This is a genomic window from Acinetobacter sp. ANC_7634 (genome assembly GCF_056779875.1).
This window is the reverse complement of the sequence record NZ_JBWYIT010000002.1, coordinates 16260-33440: the sequence shown is the minus strand read 5'-3', so window position 1 is coordinate 33440 and position 17181 is coordinate 16260. Positions and strand designations below refer to the sequence as shown.

Sequence of the window (17181 nt, the reverse complement as noted above, 5' to 3'; positions counted from 1 at the left end):
TTTAAAACCTCAAGTCATTCAATGACAACGATGCTATTTGCCTGTGCGATGTTGGGTTGCTCAGCTGCATGGGCTGTTGATCCCTCAGTGAAAGAATTACGCATTGGCTTCCAAAAATCTTCCGTAAATTTGGTGATTGCTCAACAGCAAAAACTGTTTGAGCAAGAATTTCCCAATGCCAAAATTACATGGAATGAGTTCCCTGGTGGTCCTCAAATTTTAGAAGCACTTGCAGTGGGTTCAGTGGATATTGGTGCAACAGGTGATACCCCCCCTGTTTATGCGCAAGCAGGAAACAAACCTTTGCATTACATTGCTTATGAGGCGGCGAAGCCACTTTCTTCAGCAATCTTAGTGCCGCAAAAATCCAAAATTACTCAGCTTAAACACCTCAAAGGCAAGCGTGTCGCAGTACATCGTGGCTCTAGTTCACATTATCTATTGGTCCAAGCCGTCCGAAAAGCAGGTTTGCAATGGAGCGATGTAAAACCAATTTGGTTAAGTCCTGCTGATGCACGCGCAGCATTCCAAAAAGGTGCTGTTGATGCATGGGCCATTTGGGACCCGTATTACGCTGCTGCTGAACTTGAAGATAAAGCAAAAGTTTTGACCACTGGACAAGGGCTGAGCCCGAATTACACGTTCTATCTCGCTTCAGGCAAGTTTATCGACAAACATCCTCAAGCGATTTCAGGTGTCATTGAACAGATTAATCTTGCTGATCAATGGGTTCAAAAGAACTTAAAAACTACAGCAACGATTTTTGCCAAAACAACAGGTTTAAAGCCGAATGTCAGCCAAACCTTTGTTCAGCGCCGACCTCGTCCATCTTATGCAGCACCTTTAAACGCGAAAGTCATTGCAGATCAGCAACAACTGGCTGATCGCTTTGCTGAGCTCAAAATCATTCCTAAACCGATACAAATTAACCAAGTCGTATGGACTGGTAAGTAACTCATATTAAGGACTTAAGTAATGAAAATTTTCTGGTTTATTCCTACTCATGGTGATAGTCGCTACCTAGGTACAAGCAAAGGCGGACGTGTTGTCGACCATGCCTACATGAAACAAATCGCTGTGGCGGTGGATAATCTAGGTTATGAAGGTGTGCTTATCCCGACTGGTCGTTCTTGTGAAGATCCATGGTTGACTGCCGCAAGTTTAATTGATGCCACCAAAAATCTTAAATTTCTCGTTGCTTTGCGTCCAGGGGTAACCACTCCTGCACTGGCTGCACGTATGGCAGCAACCTTTGACCGTCTTTCAAATGGCCGTGTTCTATTGAACTTGGTCACTGGTGGTGATGAGCAAGAGTTAAAAGGTGACGGCGTCTATGAAGATCATAAAACGCGTTATAAAACTGCGACTGAATATACTACGATTTGGCGCGAAATTTTAAAACGCTCTCATACGGGTGAAAGCTTCACGTTCCATGGTGAACGTCTAAGCGTGGATGATGCAAAATTATTATATCCACCCGTCCAAAAACCTTATCCACCATTGTGGTTTGGTGGTTCTTCTGATGATGCTGTTGAACTGGCAACTGATCAAGTAGATACCTATTTAACTTGGGGAGAGCCTCCAGCAGCGGTTAAAGAAAAAATTGAAAATGTCCGCGCTAAGGCGGCAGCTAAAGGTCGCACCCTAGATTACGGTATTCGTTTACATGTCATCGTCCGCGAAACCAACGAGGAAGCATGGAGAGCTGCTGAAGAATTAATTCAGTATGTTGATGATGAAACCATCGCTGCGGCACAGAAAAAATTTAAACAAATGGACTCTGTTGGTCAACGTCGTATGGCTGAACTTCATAATGGAGATCGCTCGAAACTTGAAGTGTCACCAAACTTATGGGCTGGCGTAGGTCTCGTCCGTGGGGGTGCAGGCACGGCATTAGTAGGTGACCCTGAAACTGTGGCGGCACGTATCCAAGAATATGCAGATTTAGGCATTAATACCTTTATTTTCTCGGGTTATCCGCACCTTGAAGAATCAATTCGTTTTGCTGAATTGGTATTCCCTCTTCTGCCATTAGAAACACGCCAAAAACTGACTCAACCGAATCTGACTGGTCCTTTTGGCGAGATTGTCGCGAATAACTATACTCCTGAAGAAAATAAAAAAGGAGATCAGGTTCAGGAGCCGGCATGACAACAGCGGTAGATAAAACTCAAAAACATTCTATCGTGTTGAGTAAAACCAAGGTGGTTAAAGCTGAAGGTTTTCTCTCTCGAGGAATCAAACAACTGGGGCAACGTTTGTTGCCTTGGTTAGTACCCATTTTTCTTATTGTGATTTGGCAACTGGCATCAGTCACTGGCATTTTAGAAAGCCGCGTCTTGCCTGCTCCAACCGCAGTGGTTTTGGCTTTTTGGCATCTATTGCTTAGTGGTGAACTGTGGACACATGTCCAAGTCAGTGCGGGACGTGCACTGATTGGCTTGCTGATTGGTGGTGGCTTAGGATTATTTTTAGGGTTGTTAAATGGCTCATCTAAAGTCGCCTCTACGTTACTCGACACGACCCTACAAATGATCCGTAATATTCCAGCTTTAGCTTTAATTCCATTGGTGATTCTATGGTTTGGAATTGACGAATCTGCCAAATTATTTTTGGTCGCGATTGGCGTGTTTTTCCCAATTTATATCAATACGTATCACGGTATCCGATCTGTAGATCCTCAGCTGATCGAGATGGGCAAGAGTTATGGATTAACACGCTGGCAGTTATACAAAGAAATTATTTTACCAGGTGCTCTTCCTTCCATTTTAGTTGGTTTGCGCTTCGCACTAGGTTTAGTTTGGGTTCTTTTAATTGTGGCTGAAACCATCTCGGCACAAGCTGGAATTGGCTACATGACCATGAATGCGCGTGAATTTTTACAAACAGATGTCGTTTTAGTTGGGATTCTACTGTATGCCCTACTTGGTAAATTAGCGGATGTACTCGCGGTTGCCTTAGAAAAATATTTATTACGCTGGCATCCAGGCTATCAAAAATAGGAATGCATATGACTGATTTAAGTATTTCAAATCTCGCTGATGAACATGTCATTCCAGATCATGCCAGATCAGCTCCACAAAAAATCGGTGCAGAAATCAATCTTGAACAACTGCACAAGTTCTATGGCAAAGTTAAAGTATTAGAGGATTTAGACCTACATATAGAACCTGGTGAATTTGTTGCCATTGTGGGTCGAAGTGGCTGTGGTAAGAGTACGTTGTTACGGTTAATCGCGGATTTAGAACAACCGAGTTATGGTGAGATTAAATTTAAATCTGCACTGAACTTTCGTGAAGGTATTACCACTGATGACATCCGCGTCATGTTCCAAGATCCTCGCCTATTACCATGGAAAAGCATTTTAAAAAATGTGCAATTGGGCTTAGATAAATCCCAGCATGATAAGGCTGAAGCATTATTGGAAAAAGTTGGCTTAAATGAAAAAGCTGAACTTTGGCCTGCACAACTTTCAGGTGGACAACGTCAACGAGCAGCGCTAGCTCGTGCCTTGTCTCATACCCCTCGAATACTATTACTTGATGAACCTTTGGGGGCTTTAGATGCGCTTACGCGTTTAGACATGCAAAATTTAATCGAGAAACTATGGTTAGAACAAGGCTTCACCACCATCTTAGTGACACATGATGTCAGTGAAGCTGTTCAGTTAGCAGATCGTATTATTTTGCTCGATAAAGGTCATATCGCACATCAGTTCAAAGTAGATTTACCACGACCGCGACAAAAAAATGTCAAATTTGCAGAGCTTGAACAACAAGTTTTAGAAGCCGTACTTTCAACTTAAGCGATACAAAATATGACATTCTGAATTGTTGAATGAGGTAAATGGAAGTGTCTAATTTTCGTCGGAAAATTAGACACTTTTCGTACTGATAAATGGCTTTTTTTAATTAAATTAAAAGATATTCTCGATCAGCATTTCCCACATGAGTAATATGTATTTGTTTATCAAATAAATTGTACATGTGTCTTATTATTAGTTTTATCACTTAACTACACAATTATTCTTCATATTCTTTTGCAAATGCCCTAATCCTTGTGCACAAATCGCACGTTTTGCCGTACAATTTGAGGTTCCTTTTTATAATTTACTGACGAGATGGAACAAAAGAAGAGTACGCAAAAACGTCAACAGCTTTTAGCTGCTGCATTAGATGTGTTTTCTGTGTATGGTTTTAGTGGTGCAAGCTTAGATGAAATTGCACAACTCGCGGAAATGCACAAATCGAATATTTTCTATTACTATGAAAATAAAGAAGCGCTCTATGTCGAAGTACTGACTACTGTCATGCAAAAATGGTTAGCTCCACTGCAAATGTTGGAAGCTGATTTAGAGCCTGCTGAAGCGATCACACAATATCTCATGCAAAAGATTGAGGTTTCCCGTACTCAACATAAGGCATCAAAATTATTTGCTTTAGAAATTATCCAAGGCGCACCACATATCCTGCCAATTTTGAAAGGCCCATTAAAAAAACTCTTCAAACGTAAATCTAAAGTCATTTCCACGTGGCAAGAGCAAGGCAAAATATCAGACAAGATCGATGCTGAGGTTTTAATTATTAACCTTTGGGGTATCACACAAAACTATGCTGATTTTAGCACCCAAACTGAAATGGTAACGGGAAAAACCTTGCGCAATCGCACCATGTATCAACGTACCATTGAGCATACAGTCCATATGATGCTATACGGTATTTTACCTCGACCATAATTGGTTTCTCTAAATCTCTTCGAGATTGATCTCTGGCATACGACCATAGTTTCTATGGTCGCCAAAATCTTCAAAATCTAGTGTTCCATACTCTGATATAAAGCCAATAATTTTTGAGCGCCCAACAACAAGTTCTCCTCCCAATCTAAATGTGCGGTGTCATTTGCCCCATCTGTAATGTATTTCACGGAAATCAAACGAACGCCAAGTTTCTTACATACTTTGGCGAGCGCATATCCTTCCATATCAACCAACTGACATGGCACCTTAGGTGCACCAGTTTCAAAGCTATCGCCAGTCCCACAAATGCCCTTGGGAAGATGTTGAAAATACGGCTCTAGGTTAATCGCTGCGGGAAATTCCTGATCCATCGGTGTAACACCAACTTCAAAGCCAAGCGGTGAAACATCCATATCTCGCTGTACAAATGTCGTTACTTCAACCAAGGAATGTGCATCAAAATGCGAACTTCCTGCTGTTCCTAAATTCAGCAAAGTTGTGCATCCCGTTTTTTGAATCACTTCAAATGCTTTAAATGCTGCATTCACCTTACCAATACCACTGTAATGTACTGCAATATTTTCAGCTTCGAATAATCCTTTAGATTCACTTGCTAGGGCCATAATTAGGGCTAGATCAGACATTACTTACTCATTAAATTTCGAATGGAATACATTAGACAAAAATATATCCCGAAATAAAAGTTTCTTTGATCTAATGACTCAAGCGTCTTGATCTAGAACAAGAAAAGTATTGAATAAAAACACAACAACAAGACGAAACTGTGAGAATATGGCAATATATAGCCCAAATTAATTTTAGTCACCATTTCGCCCATGAAGCTACTCCGTCTGAATGCTTTAGCGCCCAACTTTCAATTGCCCAAAACTGCCGTCACCATTGGCAATTTTGATGGTGTTCATTTGGGTCATCAGGCGATGGTTCAGCAATTAAAAGACATTGCACAACAACAAGATTTAAAAACTGTGGTGATGATTTTTGAGCCACAGCCTTTAGAATATTTTAAAAGTTACGATGCACCACCACGAATTAGTTCATTACGTGAAAAAGTGGAACATTTGGCTGCACTTGGTATCGACTATATTGTTGTTGCCAAATTTGATGACACTTTCCGTAATTTAAGTGCGGAAGAGTTTGCTGATATTCTAAAATACAAGCTGAATACCCAAAGCCTAGTACTTGGTGAAGATCATCATTTTGGTAAAAACCGACAAGGTAATAGCCAATTCTTGCGCGATTATGGTTTTCAAGTCACCGATTTAAATAACGTTGAACTGAATGGCGAGCGTATTAGCTCTACCTTAATACGCCAAACTTTGGCTACAGGGGACCTTAAAAAAGCTGCGGAGCTACTTGGTCGCCCGTATAGCATTACGGGTCGTGTTCAATATGGTGATCAAATCGGTCGCACCATTAACTTTCCAACTATCAATGTTCGTCTAAACCGCCATAAGCCCTGTTTACATGGTATCTATGGTGTTGAAGTGATTTGTGAAACAGAATCGTTAAAAGACAAAGTTCGCAATGAAAATGCCGAATATCCAGGTATCGCTGGTTATGAGTCTACAGCCCTTTTCGGTGCAGGACATGTCGGCACCCGACCAGCCATCCAACAGGAACATCCAGAGTGGCGATTAGAAGTACATTTCCCTGATGTTTCTGCTAATCTGTATGGTCTGTTAATGCGGGTAACATTTTTGAACTTTGTTCACGGCGAAAAGAATTATCCTTCGCTAGAAGCACTCAAAGCTGGGATCGATGATGATGTTGAGCAACTGCTTGAGTTTCGCCGAAATAACCCCAACTTTCCTTATTAATACTCCTTAATTTTTGTAAAACGCGTCAGCTTTAGACTGATTAAATTGGAAGACAACTTGCATGAGCGATAAGCAAACTCCTGAAAATGCAGTGGACTATAAAGCCACGCTAAACCTCCCAGGTACTGACTTTGCGATGAAAGCAAATCTCGCAGTACGTGAAGCGAAATGGTTAGAAGAGTGGTATGCCGACAACATTTATCAGCAGATTCGTGCGTCGCGTATTGGCAAGAAAAAATATGTGCTTCATGACGGCCCTCCATATGCGAATGGTCAAATTCACTTAGGTCATGCGGTTAACAAAGTCTTAAAAGACATCATCATTAAAAGCCGAGTAATGGATGGTTTTGATGCACCATACGTACCGGGTTGGGACTGTCATGGTCTTCCAATTGAACTTAAAGTTGAAGAAAAAGTCGGTAAAGTCGGCGTAAAAGTAGATGCTTCTACATTCCGTAAAGCCTGCCGTGAATATGCTTACACACAAGTTGAACTGCAAAAGAAAGACTTCGTGCGTATGGGCGTGTTTGGTGATTGGGACAATCCGTACTTAACGATGAACTTCAAACAAGAAGCCGACATCGTGCGTTCATTGGGTGCTATTGCCAAAGCAGGTCATATCGAACCAGGTCTTAAACCCGTCAACTGGTGTTTAGACTGTGGTTCATCATTGGCTGAAGCTGAAGTTGAATACGAAGATAAAAAATCAGACGCAATTGATGTGGGTTTCAGCGTTGTTGATTTAGCTGACCTTTCTGCACGTTTGGGTGTAGACATTGCTGAACGTACCGACATCGTGATTTGGACCACAACACCTTGGACTATGCCTGCCAACCAAGCGGTTGCGCTTCATGCTGATCTCGAATATCAACTTGTGAAAGCGACTGGCGAAGACAAAGTACCTCAAAACTTCATTCTTGCGAAATCATTGGTTGAATCAGCTACTCAGCGTTATGGTTTTACTGCATTTGAAGTCATTGCAGAATTCACTGGTGCAAAACTTGAAAACCTTGTTCTGCAACACCCACTGATCGCTGAACGCCAAGTGCCTGTAATCTTAGGTGAGCACGTGACTGACGGTAGCGGTACAGGTGCTGTACATACTGCACCAGGTCATGGTGTAGACGACTATAAAGTTGGCTTACAGTACAACTTAAAAGTTGAAAACCCAGTCGGTGGTAATGGTGTGTATCTACCAACTTCGCCACTCTTTGCAGGCGAGCACATCTACAAAGCCAATCCAAAAATTATTGCAGCATTGACTGAAGCAGGCAAACTTTGGGCACATGTTGTGATTAAACATAGCTACCCACATTGCTGGCGCCATAAAACTCCGATTATCTTCCGTGCAACACCACAATGGTTCATCAGCATGGATGCCAAAGGTCTACGCCAAGGTGCATTGAACGCGATTGAAAATGATATTGAGTTTGTACCAGATTGGGGTAAAAACCGTATTCAAGCGATGATCGAAGGTCGCCCAGATTGGTGTATCTCTCGCCAACGTACTTGGGGTGTGCCAATTCCATTCTTCGTTCATAAAGATACTAACGAGTTACACCCTCGTACACCTGAATTGATTGAAGAAGTTGCGAAGTTAATCGAGCAAGAAGGTATTGATGGTTGGTATAACCGTGATGCACGCGAATTCATCGGTGATGATGCAGATTGCTATAACGCTGTTCGAGATACTTTAGACGTATGGTTCGATTCAGGTACAACACACTTTGCAGTCCTTCGTGAACGTGAAGAGCTACAAGACCCTGCTGATTTGTACCTTGAAGGTTCAGACCAACACCGTGGTTGGTTCCAATCTTCATTGTTGACTTCAATGGCAATCAACGAACGCGCACCGTATAAAGGCTTGTTGACACACGGCTTCGTGGTCGATGAGAAAGGCCGTAAGATGTCGAAATCGATCGGTAACGTCATCACACCGCAAGACATCATTAAAGATATGGGTGCTGATGGCCTTCGTTTCTGGATTGCATCTGCAGACTACCGTTATGAAATGACCGCAGGTAAAGAAATCTTTAACCGTGCCTCAGACGGTTACCGTCGTATTCGTAACACATTGCGTTTCTTGTTAGCAAACTTAAATGGTTTCCAACCTGCGACTGATTGCTTAGCGACTGATGATTTGATTGCACTTGATCAATACATCTTGCAACGTGCTTCAGAAGTGCAAGAAACCATTAAGAAAGCTTACGAAGATATGAACTTCCATATCGTGACAAGTGCGCTGACGAATTTCTGTATCAACGATTTAGGTGGTTTCTACCTAGACATTATCAAAGACCGTCAGTACACCACCAAAGCAGATTCTCAAGCACGCCGTTCTGCACAAACTGCGTTGTACCATTTGGTTCAAGCATTTGTACGTTGGATGGCACCTATTTTAACGTTCACCGCACAAGAAGCTTGGCCATTGATTCCCGGTCAAACTGAGAAATATGTCTTCACTGCTGAATGGTATGATATTCCGACTGCATCAAGTGCCAATGTCGTATCAGAAACTGAATGGCAAACATTGATCAATGTGAAATCGGCAGTGAATAAGTTTATCGAGGCAGCACGTGGTGCGAAAACTGTGGGTTCAAACTTGTCTGCTAAGGTTGAGCTTTGGGCGAATGATGAACTTAAAGCCGTTCTAGACAAATTAGGCGATGAACTTCGTTTCGTTCTCATTACTTCACAAGTGATAGTCAATAGTTTCGATGCAGCACAAGGTGAAGTATCTGACTTAGAAGGCTTGAATGTGAAAGTTTCTGCTGCTGACGGCGAAAAATGCGTTCGTTGCTGGCATGTTCTGCCTGATGTGAATACACATCCATCACATCCAGGACTATGTGGTCGTTGTATTATTAACCTCCCTACAGGTCAAGGCGAAGAGAGAAAATATGCCTAATCCACAAAATAATAAAAAAGGTTTATTCCAATTCTATCCCCACAATTTGTGGTGGATAGGATTGTCTATTGTTGCCATTATTTTGGATCAATGGACTAAATGGATAGCAAGTACACATCTGACTTATGCAGACCCTGTACCTGTTTTACCTTTTTTAAATTGGACATTACTACATAACTACGGCGCTGCCTTTAGTTTCTTGTCCGATGCCGGTGGATGGCAACGTTATTTCTTTACATCACTTGCAGGAATTGTCTCGGTTATTTTTGTGTTTTGGATTATGCGTATGCCAAAAAACATGAAAGTATTGCCTTTAGCCATCGCACTCATCTTAGGTGGGGCGATTGGTAATCTTATTGATCGAGTAAGTTTAGGCTATGTTGTAGATTTTATTCATGTCTACTATAACAATAGCCACTTCCCTGCTTTTAACCTTGCAGATAGTGCCATTACTTTAGGTACCATCTTAATGCTGATCGATACTTTTTTCTTAGAGAAACATCGTATTCAACGTGCGGAAGCGCAAAATGACTGATTTTATTAATCCAAATGAAGATACTCGCATTGAAGCGGGTTCAAAAGTACATTTACACTTTTCAGTAGCCATTGAAAATGGTGTTGAAATTGATAATACCCGTAGTCGCGAAGAACCTGTAAGCCTCGTGATAGGTGATGGCAGCTTATTGCCTGGTTTTGAAAAAGCTTTATTTGGCTTACGCGCGGGTGACCGTCGTACAGTAAGTTTACCTGCTGAAGATGCTTTTGGCCCTTGGAACCAAGAGAACGTGCAAAAATTTGATACTGTTAAATTTGAGCAACGTCCTGCTGAAGGTCAAATGATTGAGTTTGAAGATAAAGCAAAGCAGTCATTATATGGTGTGGTTAAATCGGTTGGTGATGATATCACTGAGGTCGACTTTAACCATCCGCTTGCTGGTAAGGACATTACTTTTGAAGTTGAAATTTTCAAAGTAACACCAGCAGGTCAGCAAGGCATCAAAATTATGTAATGCCTGATTCGTACATAAAAAAGCGCCTTATGGCGCTTTTTTTTAGATACATTTTCGATCTACCTTTTTTAAAAAAAACATTTTAAAGTCAGTGTGATAACAGATAGAAGGATAAATTTGGTGAATATTCAAATTATTGTGGGAAGCATTCGAGAAGGCCGCACAGCCATTAAAGTTGCAAATTGGGTTCAAAACACGATTTCATCATATAACTACAGCACGATTAAGACAGAAATTGTGGACTTAAAAGAATGGGATTTACCGTTTTTCGCTGGAGCAAATCCACCACTAACGGGTATATATGATCAACCTAAGCAACAAGAATGGGCTGCTCAAATCGCGAAAGGTGATGCATTTATATTTATTAGTCCTGAATATAATCATGGATACAGCCCTGCACTTAAAAATGCACTCGACTATTTAGGTAAAGAGTGGAATGGAAAACCTGCTGCTTATGTCAGTTATGGCGGTAGTAATGGCTCTCGCTCTATCGATCAAATCCGTCAAGTTGCTACGCAATTAGGTTTAGTCGACTCAAATGCCGTGGTTGAGATTCGCGATATTTTTGCACGCAATCGCAATGAAACATTCGAAGGCAATGAATTCGATGACAAAGCGCTTAAATCTGCGTTTGATAAAATTGTGCAATATGTAAGTGCGTAATAATCATCTTCAGATCATCAGTAGGTGCGCGATTACAAATACCGAAGACACTTTGATCGAGATAAAATTATAGTTGAAAAAGTAAACCCTCTAAAATTAGAGGGTTCTTTTTAGATACAGATCCCAATGAATTAACTAATTTTGTCCAACCGTTAAACTTTGATTCCCTATACATTTGCATCCACATGCCAAAGGTGAATTATGCTGTGCGGCGGGTTTTCCCATAATAACCATTTTGCTGTCACCCGCAACAATTGTCGTCACCGTTTTATGTTTAGGACAGGTGGCCTTATCCCCTACACAAGCAACTGGCTTACCTTCGATTAAGAAAGAACTATTTGCTGAAATAACCTGCCCACCACCAGTGGTTGGAGAGCCAATCGTAATATAAGGGAAAGCCATACACTTGTTCCTTTTATAATATTTTATTGAACTTCAAACTCGATTCTTCGATTTTTCTTACGACCCTCTTCCGTTGCATTGTCTGCAACAGGTTCATCAGCACCCATACCCGCTGTACTTAATCGTGAAGGTGAAATATTCTTGGCAATCAAATATTGTTTTACTGCATCCGCACGTTGCAAGCTCAATTCTTTGTTTTTCTGTGGATTACCTTGACTGTCAGTATGTCCGATGATTTTGACATTTTTGCCTTGAACTTTGTTTAGCGCAACCACCATTTCGTCTAAAATTTGTGTGCCTGCTGGTAAAAGTGTGGCACTTCCAGAAGCAAATTCAATAATTCGATTTTTTAAAGCATTATCAATGATGGCTTGTTCTGCATGATTCACAGATAACTGTGCATTAAAGCGATAAGGTGCCACAACTAAATTTTGAAATGTATTTTGAGTCGGTACGATATCATTTTGATTGAGGACTTTACCTGTGAGCTCAACTTGTGTTCCTCTTACACTCAATTTTCCTTGAGAAACTTTTTTAAGATCAGGTGTAATGACTTGTGTCACGGAATCACTCCATCCATTGGGTGCAGTGACAGGACGAACCTGAATTTTATCGATAATTTGGTCTTGGCTATAGACCACTTTCATTTTATTCAATATGGCCTGTTTGCTCATCTCGTTAGGAACAACTCCCTCAACGATAATTTCTTTCGCAAACGATATAACACTTATACTCAATATCGAACTAAGCAATGAAATCTTTAATAAGGTTTTCTTCATCATTATTCTTCTATAAAAGTCTGTCGGAATAATTTCATTCCTTGATTTAAACTTAACTGTCGTTCGCACAAAGATTGCTCGAGTGCAGCAAGACCTGCATTTTGCTCCAAATAGCGATCAATCCACTGTGCTTGTACCAATGAAACCCAATGTTCAGAGCTTAAGTTCTGATTGAAAATATCACTTAATGCTTCAATATCTGCGCCCTGAAAGCCAAATAATAAAACTGGACGTTCTGAATGAAGAATACCAATTAACACTTCGGTATTATGTTTTGGCAAAAATCTTGCAATTAAACTAACCCAGAATGCTGCGATTTCATAACAAAAACTAGGGTTGTGAATCGGTAAAATTAACACCTTATTCAGTTTACTCGTTCCATTTTTTAATACAGGTTGGAGTAAAAGACCTAGCCCAATCATGCTTTGTGCAAGCTCATAGACCGATATTTTCATCATTTGTGCAAACGAATGCATGGTATGATTTTCAAAAAAAGCGGTTGATTCAGTTACATCAAGAACTTGAATTTCTTTTTTGAGCTGAGCCAGTTTTTCGATTAAATCATCAGCATCTCGAATTTGACGAATCACACGGTTTCTTTGAAATAAGTCAATCAAAACTGGCTTATAGCTATAAGGTGCATAGAGCAAATTTTGGTAGGGTGCATCCACTTCCAATAAGTGACTCAACACCATAGGAAACTGACGACCTGAGCTGTCTTGGCTGGTCACTAAGTTTGCAACCAAGAACATATTTTCACGCGGATTGGCAATAAAGAAATCTAATGATGCCAAACTTTGATAATTTTGATCGAAATTTGGATTTCTCATTGCCATTTCAAGCGCTTCAGTAATCCACTGATCAATCACTTGAATCAAAGAATACTGTCCTTTGGTTTTCAGAAAATCGCCACGAGCAGGACTCTTACCATAGTACAAAGGCGTTGTTTTCACACTGTACATATCGCCTCCTACTGATGATCCATCTTAAGTTGTACTCCATACATCATGGCTGTGCTCCTTGTGTTGCATTTTGCAATGCCGTATTCGTTGAATTCTCAGCTTGAGGTGCTGGTGTTGGTGCCTTTTGAGCAGATACCACACGTGCTGTCGCCTTGTTGGTCGTCACCTTATCAACCAATTGCAAACCGTTTAAATCACGATTAGAGCCAACGCCTGTTCCACCTTGACCTGAATTCCCACTGATCAAACGGAAGTTTACTTTTACCGCTAATGATGGTTGTTGAGCACTTGCCCAAGTCATTTCGATGACACCATTTTGATCACGACGTTGTGAAGAGTCGATCAAACGATTGATCCCGTATTCACCTGGTGCATCAAAAATCGTATGCGTTTTCCCTTCGAGATCGACTGCAGTAATACGCGCTCCAGGAATAGCACCAGTATTCGGCCAAACAAAGTTCACCCACTGTTGGATACCATTTTCAAAGACCATACGTTGACCATCAATATCAATCGTATAAGACAGCAACTGTGGATTAGACAATGGATAGAATTGGAAGTTGGACTGATTGGTCGCAGCAGGCGCAGAACCTTGTGACAAAGTACCTGTAGCTACACCGTTAAGTGGTGAAACATAGCGTTGGAAACTCATCACAAATTGTGGATTCAAGATAATGCCTTGGTCTTTCCACGTTTTAGAAGTCAGTGTGTAGCCACGACGAATCACAAATGGATCGAGCGTTTCTTTAACAAAATTGGCAATACTACCGCCCTCACCGAAGATTTGACCGATTTCACTACTCGTCGCTTGGATTGAAGCCGAGGTATTGAATGGAACCTTTTGGCTCAGAGTCTGATTAAACGGTTGATAAGCTTGCATCACCCATAATTTATTAATCTCATCTTGTGCTGGCGTGATTAAGCTTGCAAAGGATTGTGTCAGTGGACTCACCAAAAGCTTTTGAATGAGCTTATTGTCAATATCATTCAGACCTACCGTCAGTTTTTCATCGACAAGTTTTTGCGTAGTATTAAATACTGAGGTTTGTTCATTGATGGTTTGTTTTACCAAAGCCATCGCATTTGGGCCAATATCCCCTGCATTTCGGAGGTCATTGAACTTACTACGTACCTGTGCGAGATTTTCTAAATACTCATCAAGTAATGATTCATTTTGCTGATCATCACGTTTACGAACCAACTGATAAAAAACGTTAAATTCTTTTGAGATAGCACCTTGGGCGCGCTCAGCTGCACGTTGAATTTCATTGGTATTATCTTGACGAAGAACCTTACGTTTAAACCAAGCGATAAATCCTGTTTGTGGAGCCGCCAATTCCGCTTGAACCACAGGGTTATCCCAATTGGTTTCTTTCGCTGTATGCTCAATGAGCAAACGTATCGGGGAGTTTTGAGGCTCACCCAATAAATCTATTGTTTTATGTTGCTGGGCAAAATCAGGTTGTTTTGCATAATAAATTCCATTCAAGAATTTACGCCACTCTGCGATATATTCTTTCTTATAGAGTTCAGTCAGCTGCTTACGAATTTGATCTGGACTACCACTAAAGGTGAGGTCATCTGATTGATTGCTGTTCAACACCCAGTCACGACTGTCTGTCGGACTATTCGCAGCTTCATCAATGGCTTGATCGATATATTCGTTCCATGCCTTATATGTAAATACCCCAGGAAGAGCATAAGAACCTAATACGGCACTACGATTGTTCTCACCTACAATTTGAGCTGCTGTCACTGCTGGATATCGTACAGCAGCACGCATTTTGATCTCATTATAAACTCGATCACGTGCTGGCATCCCCTTCATCACCGCCAACAATACTTGTCGGCTTTGATCAACCAATTGCGCATCCGCTGACAACTGTGGGAATTTTGGATCATTCGCCAATGTCATGGTATAGGTCAGCACCTGCTCCGCTTTTTGGATCATTTCACCACGTGGCATTTGTCCACGATTGGCATCTAACCATGAACGCCAAAAGCGCGTAACCTGATCACTCAGATGACTTGCTTCCATATATTTTGAATTGCTCATCATCAAATAAGCTTTCAATGCATTGTAAGCATCTTGGGGATTCGAATCAGAAGGTTCCAAAGCATTTTGTGCAGGTTTAGCCGATACTTGCTGAATTTCAACATTAACGTGATTTTCTTTTAGTGTCGCTTCATTATTTTTTACACGTTGCAAGAACTGACCAATATTTTGTTGAGATGGTTCTAAAACAATTTGTCGCACACCATTTAAATATTCGGTTTTAAGTTTTTCCCGCAGATCATTGCCTTGATACAAACCAAAGCCAAACTTTAATGGACGATCTTCTTCAAATTGATCTAACTGTTCTAAACGCTGTTGTAAAATTAGTAACGAGTCGAGCTGTGTCGCCAAATGCTGACCTGATGCCTGCTCCATTTGCATCACTTTATTCAGATCAGCTTGAACATCTGCGATCAACTGTTGATTGTTACGGTAAGACCACACCCACAGGCCTAAAATTATAGATACCCCAAGTAAAGCTGCAATAAAACTCAAATAACGTTGGCGCTTTTTCGCCGGGTTAATATGTTGCTTCACCAAGTTTTTATCTTTCAGAATGACATCTGAAAATAATCCCTTTAAGAAATACCCATGATTCTGTGATACAGAATTTTGTGGAATACCATGTTCGCTGTTCGGAATTTTCTGAAGTCTAAATTCTTGAGCAATTTGCTCCGTCATTGGACTCTCGATCGTTCCTTCTTGTAAGGCACTGGTGAAGTAAAAACCACGGAATACAGGTTTGAACTGATACGGATTTTCCTCAAATAGTGTTCCTATAAAAGTTTTGAGTGCTGGTTTTAAAGTCTTAAACTCAAGCGGAAAAGTCATCACACTTGGTGAGATATTCTGTGCATGACGGCGACTTAAATGAGTCGTACTTACGCTTTTCAATCCATCATACAAAATATTGTAATGATGCTCGAATAGATCAACAGCATTTTCAGATGAATCTGGATTATAAGGCAGCGTTGCTCCCCAAACTTGGTCAAATTCATCCTGATCATAACAATCAAAAAACTCAGTGAATCCTGCGATCAAATCCATTTTAGAAAACACCAAATACACAGGTGCAAAGATTTCTAAACGTTCCGTCAAATCTTGTATACGTGCTCTCAAGTTTTTAGCGAGTTTCAAAGATTTTTCAGGACTTTGGCTAACTAACTCGGCAATACTGACGGTGACAATCAGTCCATTAATCGGCGCTTTAGATCTATTTTTTTTGAGCAAGTTCAAAAAACTAATCCACTCAGAGTGATCTTCTGCATAGACTGAGTAACGACCAGCAGTATCCAACAACACCCCTTCTGTTGAGAAAAACCAGTCGCAATTACGTGTTCCACTCAAACCTGAAGACACTGCATTTTTATGCGTTTCTTCGAATGGGAACTTTAAGCCCGAGTTATAAATGGCAGAACTCTTACCGGCAGCAGGGTTACCAATGACCATATACCAAGGCAACTCATATAGCGCTGCATTCCCTTTTTTATCACCCAGCTTTGACTTACGAATGAGCTGAATTGAATCCTTCATCTGTTGATGAACCAATTGTAGTTCATCTTTATCCTTCTGCTTACCATACTCAGCTTGGGTATCTTTTTCGATTGCTTCCGCCAATTCTTCCCCTTGCTTCTCATGGCGTTTGCGTTGAATGAACCAATAGATTCCATAACCGATTAGACCCAGTACATAAGCCACCGCAAGCGGCCAGAAATACTGTCTAGGTATCGTGTGATAGGCAGACACTAAGGCAACAAACAATGACAATGCAATGATTGCCTTTGGGTTTGAAACGTACTGCCATACATAGCCTAATATCGTGTGCATT

15 protein-coding genes are annotated in these 17181 nt (G+C 41.0%); 10 read left to right on the top strand and 5 right to left on the bottom strand.

Annotated elements, in window-relative coordinates:
- The first annotated feature begins 21 nt into the window (after positions 1-21).
- The 5 genes from AC1M9A_RS03940 to AC1M9A_RS03920 all read left to right on the top strand — a co-directional run bounded on the left by AC1M9A_RS03940 (position 22) and on the right by AC1M9A_RS03920 (position 4735).
- Positions 22-954 carry a sulfonate ABC transporter substrate-binding protein gene (locus AC1M9A_RS03940; RefSeq protein WP_481609770.1) on the top strand — a complete coding sequence of 311 codons (933 nt, stop codon included), beginning with the start codon at positions 22-24 and terminating at the stop codon, positions 952-954.
- Between the two features lie 21 nt (positions 955-975).
- A complete protein-coding gene (ssuD, locus tag AC1M9A_RS03935; RefSeq protein ID WP_092766595.1) occupies positions 976-2151 on the top strand; it encodes an FMNH2-dependent alkanesulfonate monooxygenase in 1176 nt (391 codons plus the stop codon).
- 53 nt (positions 2152-2204) lie between these two features.
- Positions 2205-3002 carry an aliphatic sulfonate ABC transporter permease SsuC gene (ssuC, locus tag AC1M9A_RS03930; protein ID WP_481586967.1) on the top strand — a complete coding sequence of 266 codons (798 nt, stop codon included), beginning with the start codon at positions 2205-2207 and terminating at the stop codon, positions 3000-3002.
- A gap of 8 nt (positions 3003-3010) precedes the next feature.
- The gene (locus AC1M9A_RS03925) at positions 3011-3805 is read left to right on the top strand and encodes an ABC transporter ATP-binding protein (RefSeq protein WP_481609689.1); all 795 of its coding nucleotides are present in this window, start codon (positions 3011-3013) and stop codon (positions 3803-3805) included.
- A gap of 315 nt (positions 3806-4120) precedes the next feature.
- A complete protein-coding gene (locus AC1M9A_RS03920) occupies positions 4121-4735 on the top strand; it encodes a TetR/AcrR family transcriptional regulator (RefSeq protein ID WP_035264923.1) in 615 nt (204 codons plus the stop codon).
- A gap of 77 nt (positions 4736-4812) precedes the next feature.
- On the opposite strand, the gene AC1M9A_RS03915 is transcribed toward AC1M9A_RS03920, so the two are convergent.
- Positions 4813-5379 (bottom strand): 5'-methylthioadenosine/S-adenosylhomocysteine nucleosidase family protein, encoded by a 567-nt coding sequence (locus AC1M9A_RS03915; protein WP_481608689.1) that lies wholly within the window; start codon positions 5377-5379, stop codon positions 4813-4815.
- A 192-nt stretch (positions 5380-5571) separates the two neighbouring features.
- Between AC1M9A_RS03915 and ribF the strand changes: the two genes are divergently transcribed.
- The 5 genes from ribF (at position 5572) to AC1M9A_RS03890 (ending at position 11154) form a co-directional block, all read left to right on the top strand.
- Complete coding sequence (ribF, locus tag AC1M9A_RS03910; protein ID WP_481592003.1) at positions 5572-6573, top strand: riboflavin biosynthesis protein RibF; 1002 nt, start codon at positions 5572-5574, stop codon at positions 6571-6573.
- A gap of 61 nt (positions 6574-6634) precedes the next feature.
- A complete protein-coding gene (gene ileS, locus AC1M9A_RS03905) occupies positions 6635-9481 on the top strand; it encodes an isoleucine--tRNA ligase (RefSeq protein WP_481609688.1) in 2847 nt (948 codons plus the stop codon).
- Positions 9474-10016, top strand: a complete 543-nt coding sequence (gene lspA / locus AC1M9A_RS03900) for a signal peptidase II (protein WP_035270556.1) — start codon at positions 9474-9476, stop codon at positions 10014-10016. Before ileS ends, lspA begins: the two co-directional genes overlap by 8 nt.
- Complete coding sequence (locus AC1M9A_RS03895; RefSeq protein WP_035270560.1) at positions 10009-10491, top strand: FKBP-type peptidyl-prolyl cis-trans isomerase; 483 nt, start codon at positions 10009-10011, stop codon at positions 10489-10491. The genes lspA and AC1M9A_RS03895 overlap by 8 nt, the downstream gene beginning before the upstream one ends.
- Positions 10492-10611: 120 nt before the next feature.
- A complete protein-coding gene (locus tag AC1M9A_RS03890) occupies positions 10612-11154 on the top strand; it encodes an NADPH-dependent FMN reductase (RefSeq protein ID WP_481588750.1) in 543 nt (180 codons plus the stop codon).
- A gap of 135 nt (positions 11155-11289) precedes the next feature.
- On the opposite strand, the gene AC1M9A_RS03885 is transcribed toward AC1M9A_RS03890, so the two are convergent.
- From AC1M9A_RS03885 to tssM, 4 genes are read right to left on the bottom strand one after another with little or no spacing between them, the layout of a single operon-like run.
- Positions 11290-11556: a PAAR domain-containing protein gene (locus tag AC1M9A_RS03885; protein WP_092766603.1), complete on the bottom strand. Its 267-nt coding sequence runs from the start codon at positions 11554-11556 to the stop codon at positions 11290-11292.
- Between the two features lie 23 nt (positions 11557-11579).
- Positions 11580-12338 carry an OmpA family protein gene (locus AC1M9A_RS03880; RefSeq protein WP_092766604.1) on the bottom strand — a complete coding sequence of 253 codons (759 nt, stop codon included), beginning with the start codon at positions 12336-12338 and terminating at the stop codon, positions 11580-11582.
- Positions 12338-13297 carry a type VI secretion system-associated protein TagF gene (gene tagF / locus AC1M9A_RS03875; protein ID WP_092766605.1) on the bottom strand — a complete coding sequence of 320 codons (960 nt, stop codon included), beginning with the start codon at positions 13295-13297 and terminating at the stop codon, positions 12338-12340. Before tagF ends, AC1M9A_RS03880 begins: the two co-directional genes overlap by 1 nt.
- A 43-nt stretch (positions 13298-13340) precedes the next feature.
- Positions 13341-17180 (bottom strand): type VI secretion system membrane subunit TssM, encoded by a 3840-nt coding sequence (gene tssM, locus AC1M9A_RS03870; RefSeq protein ID WP_481609687.1) that lies wholly within the window; start codon positions 17178-17180, stop codon positions 13341-13343.
- Position 17181 lies beyond the last annotated feature (1 nt).

Excerpts from the sequence above, each read along its gene's own strand:
- AC1M9A_RS03940 (WP_481609770.1), top strand. The coding sequence starts at position 22 with ATGACAACGATGCTATTTGCCTGTGCGATGTTGGGTTGCTCAGCTGCA.
- ssuD (WP_092766595.1), top strand. The coding sequence starts at position 976 with ATGAAAATTTTCTGGTTTATTCCTACTCATGGTGATAGTCGCTACCTA.
- AC1M9A_RS03925 (WP_481609689.1), top strand. The coding sequence starts at position 3,011 with ATGACTGATTTAAGTATTTCAAATCTCGCTGATGAACATGTCATTCCA.
- AC1M9A_RS03920 (WP_035264923.1), top strand. The coding sequence starts at position 4,121 with ATGGAACAAAAGAAGAGTACGCAAAAACGTCAACAGCTTTTAGCTGCT.
- AC1M9A_RS03915 (WP_481608689.1), bottom strand. The coding sequence starts at position 5,379 with ATGTCTGATCTAGCCCTAATTATGGCCCTAGCAAGTGAATCTAAAGGA.
- ribF (WP_481592003.1), top strand. The coding sequence starts at position 5,572 with ATGAAGCTACTCCGTCTGAATGCTTTAGCGCCCAACTTTCAATTGCCC.
- ileS (WP_481609688.1), top strand. The coding sequence starts at position 6,635 with ATGAGCGATAAGCAAACTCCTGAAAATGCAGTGGACTATAAAGCCACG.
- lspA (WP_035270556.1), top strand. The coding sequence starts at position 9,474 with ATGCCTAATCCACAAAATAATAAAAAAGGTTTATTCCAATTCTATCCC.
- AC1M9A_RS03895 (WP_035270560.1), top strand. The coding sequence starts at position 10,009 with ATGACTGATTTTATTAATCCAAATGAAGATACTCGCATTGAAGCGGGT.
- AC1M9A_RS03885 (WP_092766603.1), bottom strand. The coding sequence starts at position 11,556 with ATGGCTTTCCCTTATATTACGATTGGCTCTCCAACCACTGGTGGTGGG.
- AC1M9A_RS03880 (WP_092766604.1), bottom strand. The coding sequence starts at position 12,338 with ATGATGAAGAAAACCTTATTAAAGATTTCATTGCTTAGTTCGATATTG.
- tagF (WP_092766605.1), bottom strand. The coding sequence starts at position 13,297 with ATGTACAGTGTGAAAACAACGCCTTTGTACTATGGTAAGAGTCCTGCT.
- tssM (WP_481609687.1), bottom strand. The coding sequence starts at position 17,180 with ATGCACACGATATTAGGCTATGTATGGCAGTACGTTTCAAACCCAAAG.